The following is a 418-nucleotide window of genomic DNA, read 5'->3' on the forward strand; positions in this document are numbered from 1 at the left end:
ATAGAGAAATATCCAACTTATAAGAAACGCAATTACAATGAAGAGGAACAAGTACGTGGAGATCCTAAGATGCAAAAACTCTATGATGACTATGGTGATGAATTTCAAAAAACACATAATGGCTTTTTTTGTAGCATTGATTTTGATTGTTTCTACACACTTTTGATTGCTGATGATCGGTTGGATGCAAACACTGGAAGACTTAAGATTGTATTTAAGAATGAAAAAGATTATGTTAAAGCGCGGGTGGAATATAACGCATATGTTCCATACATTAAAAGTATCTTCAAGGCTACAGCTGATTTAAGCAAATTACCCAAGATTTCTCCAAGCTTTCAATGTAAAATCAAAGATAAAAATCTTAAAAATATCACCAAAGCAAAAGATATTACTACTGAAGATATGATTTGTATTTCTA

General features: G+C 31.1%; 1 protein-coding gene. It reads left to right on the forward strand.

Features of this window, described 5'->3' with window-relative positions:
* Positions 1-418, forward strand: a 418-nt coding sequence (locus BKH41_RS09950; RefSeq protein WP_180762821.1) for a hypothetical protein, incomplete at both ends; no start/stop codon positions are given.

The sequence above is a fragment of the Helicobacter sp. 12S02232-10 genome (assembly GCF_002272895.1).
Taxonomy (GTDB): Bacteria; Campylobacterota; Campylobacteria; order Campylobacterales; family Helicobacteraceae; genus Helicobacter_J.